This window comes from Fibrobacter sp. UWP2, from assembly GCF_900141705.1.
GTDB lineage: Bacteria > Fibrobacterota > Fibrobacteria > Fibrobacterales > Fibrobacteraceae > Fibrobacter.
Genome location: NZ_FQYM01000058.1, coordinates 1 through 3,894, shown reverse-complemented (window position 1 = coordinate 3,894; position 3,894 = coordinate 1). Strand labels below are relative to the sequence as shown.

Below are 3,894 nucleotides of genomic sequence, written 5' to 3'. Positions count from 1 at the left end.
AAAAGAGCATGAAACTACTTGACAATGAAGCGCTAATAGCCTAGATTTACACCAGTTGGAGACCTGGATTTTCAACTAAAAAAGGGACAAATTCGCATCTTGGAGTACTCGGAACCGGAAAGCGAGAAGATCATGGCTGCGCCCATCCACAGGAGCACAATAGCGAAGGCGATCCACTTGTACTTGGCGCGGACCGGGGCCACCGCCCCCACGAGCATGAGGGTGGAACAGTACATGGGCATGCCGCTCTTGACGCCGCCGCAAAAGAAGAACGCCGCCGGCATGAGCACTAGCCCAATCACGTAGAAGGCGCCCATGTAACAAAGGCCGTACTCGCGGGTCTTGTAGGCAAGCAGCCCGAAACCGGCGACTAAGAAGCTCGTGACAAAACAGGACAGGTATGCCCAGACGCTCAGTTCCTCGAAATAGGTAAAAATGCCCGAAACGAAGGTCACCACGACCTCCATAACGATCACCATCCAAAAGAACTTTTTCTCAATGGTATCCTGGTCTGCCCAAATTTTCCTTAAAGTACCCAGCATATTTGTCCCATTCCCTAATTTACCAATAATTTAATATACATTTATATTATATTTTGGGAGTAAAAATCAACACGGATTATATTCCGAGAAGGGCTATATGGAACTCACACCGCTCGACATTCGAAACCAAACATTTCACAAGAAGAACTTTGGCGGCATTGACGCCGAAGAGGTGAAAGCCTTCCTGGAAACAGCCGCCACGGCTTTTGAACAAATGTCGCGCAACCGCACCGACCTCACCGAAAGGCTGAAGATTGCCGAAGAGCGCGTGAACTACTACCGCCAAATCGAGAAAACCATCCAGGACGCCGTGGTCACCATGCAAAAGACGGTGGACGAGGTCAAGGCGAACGCCGAGAAAGAGGCGGAGCTCATTATTGCCGAGGCCAAGGCCCGCGCCGTACGCGAGGTAGAGAACACCAAGCGCGAGGCCGAAGAACTGAGAGCCGAGATTGAGCAGCTCAAGCAGCTGCGCAACAACTACTTTATCCGTTGCCGAGCGCTGATCCGCGGGCAGGAGGAACTCCTCGCCGCCATGGAGAACGACCAGCGCGAACTCGAGGCACTCAAGCAGCAGCCCAAGCCGCAGGCCGTCCCGGGAATCAAGCCCGTGGGCAACGTGATTGCCTAGGCCAGCCCTGGCACAGGTGACCAAATGCGCATCAACATCAAGGTCCACGCAAGGAGCAAGCGCGAAAGCGTGACCCCGCTCCCCGACGGAAGCTACAAGGTCGAAGTCAAGGCCCCTCCCGTGGAGGGCGCCGCCAACGAGGCCATTTGCGAGCTTTTGGCGGGCTACTTCAAGGTACACAAGCGCGACGTGAAGGTGGTCCTCGGCAGCACCAACAACAAGAAGGTTGTCGAGATTGCCGGCAAGTAAGTTTTTAAAGTTTTACTTGTACATTCCACCACACGCAGTATATATTATTTGTATCCGGGTAGTTGGCTCGGTGTGTGTGGTATGGGATTCATGAAAAAATTACTCTTTATTGCGGGATTCGCCCTGGCCTTTGTGACCGGCGCCTCCACTTTTTCCGATGCAGAAAGCCTCATCATCATCCGCAAGTCGGACGGTTCGTCTTTTGACACTCTGACTCCGTGCCTGGGTGGACCCGGCGGTGTTGTAGAAATATCTGAAATCGCTTAGAGGCTCTTAGCCTCTTTTAGAAGGTCAAGGCGTTCATCATCATGAACGACGATTTTCATTGGACCTTTCGCGTTTATTCAGAATCTTTCACGCAACGGACTGATGACCCGAGATCTTTGAAGAAGTAATCCAAATCAGCCACATCAGAATAATTCCACAACGATACACCGTACGCGCCGACGTCATCGCCTTCTGTAGAACTCCAGAAAAGAGTCCCCACGCCATCATCTCTGAATGACAATCCATAAAAAGGCGCAGAAGAAGCCTTCCCTGCCGGTAAAGCTGAGAAGCCGAAATCGTCAACGCCGTTGCCGTTTTTATCCCAGCCGGTGATGGACTTGAGACGTTTACCCGCCGACACAGCGCCCCCAAGGGTATCAATCAATGCGCTCCACTCCTCTTTTGTCGGCAAATGCCAACCGTCAAGGCAAGCGCCCTGCACGGCGGCCTCCCAATAGTAGAGGCGTCCAGCCACATTACAGTTGGCAGTATCATTGTCAATGCACCAACTTGCGCCTTTCAAGCTAGGGGTTTTCACGCTGTCGGCATAATTCAGATTTTGGGCCATCCAGACCTTGTCACCTATTTTTACAGTCTTGTAAACATTGCCATCGCGAGAATCCTTAACGCTGTCGTATGCAACATCCGGATTCAGACGGACATCCTTCGGCACATCCCAGCTCCAATCCTTCAAAGTCAGTTCCTTGTCCTTGATGCAACGTACAGAGAACGCGAGTTTCTTGTTATCACTTCCCCAAGTAGCCGTTGGATCGCCATCAATCACGCCCATCTTATAAGCCGTTTCTTGACGGTCCTCTTTAGCCATCCAGAAATAGGCGCTATTTTTGCCGGCATATCCCCCTACAATATTGCGAAAACCCGCAGGCAGTGCGGAAAAGCCAAAATCGTCCGTACCGTTCGACCCATCGTCCCACCCGGTCCGCGACTTGATTATAGCGGTTACAAGTGGAAATTTCCCCACAGTGTAGACAAAGTCATCCATTTCTTCGTGCGATGGCAGATGCCAGCCGTCAGGGCATACCCCCTGCACGTTTCTTCTGGGCAGGCCACATAAACTGCTGCCACATTCCTTTTCTGTTTTCCCGACCGCCGCGGCCCAAGTGTAGAGGCGGCCATACGTTTCGCAGTACTCGGACGAATCGTTATAGCAAAAACTATTTTCCGTTTCATAATTCAGGTTTTCTGCCATCCAGGTCTGGTCGCCGATTTTAACGATTCTGTAAGTTTGACCATCCCGTTCGTCCACCAATACCGTATCTGGCAAAGCATCGGCACTGCTACTCGATTCAACCACATCGTTGCTACTGCTTGATTTAACCGTCTTGCTGCTGGACACCGGCGCAACGCTTGACGAAGAATCACTTGCTTCAGGCTTGTCAACGGAACTCACGTTATCTCCACTACAGGCCGCAAAAAGAATCGCAAGACCAAACGAAACTATAAATCTTTTCATACGTACTCCTTTTTGCTCCGCATGGAGCCAACCTTCATTAACGAAGATTTCTAGAATAAATATACATATCGTCTTTTCAGGATAATCCAGAAATATCAACAAAAAATCCCCGACTAAGTCGGGGATGACACTAAGGGTGGGGCCGGGTTTACTTGACCACGATGTTCACGAGCTTGCCCGGGACCACGATGGACTTCACCCCGGAACCCCTGAACTTGATTCAGGGCCGGGGCAGGCTCATTTTTATGCCGGCTTGACAACGATGTTGACCAATTTACCAGGCACAACAATCGACTTGACGACAGTCATTCCCTTGGTAAATTCTTTTACTCGTTCGTGAAGATGCCCCAAAGTTAGTTGAAATTTCTGCAACCAAAAAGAAAAAGGTGGTCTCCAACTTGTAAATTTGGTTCAGCAAAAAAACACCAAGCAAGAGGATAACCACCATGATGAAAAGTACAAAAAGAACCCCAAAACTGTCAATCGTCCGCCGCGAAGAAATCGACATTTCGACCAGTATCGGGGTGGTTCTGGCCGACCTTGCCGAACAGGGGAAAAGCTGCCTTGACGCGCTGTCGAGGGAGATGGGCGCAAGGCTCGTGGAGGCGATACTCCTGGCCGAAAGGGAACAGCTCGGCGGTGCAGCATACCACCCCAGGGAGGGCTTCAAGAAGTGGTCCAGCCAGGGCGGTTCCGTGTACATCGCGGGCGGCAAGGCGAAGGTGCGCGTA

General features: G+C 51.3%; 6 protein-coding genes. 4 read left to right on the top strand and 2 right to left on the bottom strand.

All coding sequences use genetic code 11. From position 1 onward, the window contains the following. Positions 1 to 71: 71 nt before the first annotated feature. Positions 72 to 479, bottom strand: a complete 408-nt coding sequence (locus tag BUB55_RS13585; RefSeq protein WP_143153085.1) for a hypothetical protein — start codon at positions 477 to 479, stop codon at positions 72 to 74. 160 nt (positions 480 to 639) lie between these two features. On the opposite strand from BUB55_RS13585, the gene BUB55_RS13580 reads away from it, so the two are divergent. The 3 genes from BUB55_RS13580 (at position 640) to BUB55_RS14400 (ending at position 1,689) form a co-directional block, all read left to right on the top strand. After that, entirely contained in the window at positions 640 to 1,173 is a 534-nt protein-coding gene (locus BUB55_RS13580; protein WP_083597047.1) for a DivIVA domain-containing protein, read from the top strand. A gap of 24 nt (positions 1,174 to 1,197) precedes the next feature. Then, complete coding sequence (locus BUB55_RS13575; RefSeq protein ID WP_073192396.1) at positions 1,198 to 1,422, top strand: DUF167 domain-containing protein; 225 nt, start codon at positions 1,198 to 1,200, stop codon at positions 1,420 to 1,422. A gap of 90 nt (positions 1,423 to 1,512) precedes the next feature. Continuing rightward, positions 1,513 to 1,689, top strand: a complete 177-nt coding sequence (locus BUB55_RS14400; RefSeq protein WP_159432003.1) for a hypothetical protein — start codon at positions 1,513 to 1,515, stop codon at positions 1,687 to 1,689. A gap of 73 nt (positions 1,690 to 1,762) precedes the next feature. On the opposite strand, the gene BUB55_RS13570 is transcribed toward BUB55_RS14400, so the two are convergent. Continuing rightward, positions 1,763 to 3,163 carry a fibrobacter succinogenes major paralogous domain-containing protein gene (locus tag BUB55_RS13570; protein ID WP_073192394.1) on the bottom strand — a complete coding sequence of 467 codons (1,401 nt, stop codon included), beginning with the start codon at positions 3,161 to 3,163 and terminating at the stop codon, positions 1,763 to 1,765. 446 nt (positions 3,164 to 3,609) lie between these two features. Here BUB55_RS13570 and BUB55_RS13565 point away from each other — a divergent pair. Beyond that, positions 3,610 to 3,894 (top strand): hypothetical protein (locus tag BUB55_RS13565; RefSeq protein ID WP_143152881.1); only part of this gene is annotated, 285 nt, incomplete at its 3' end.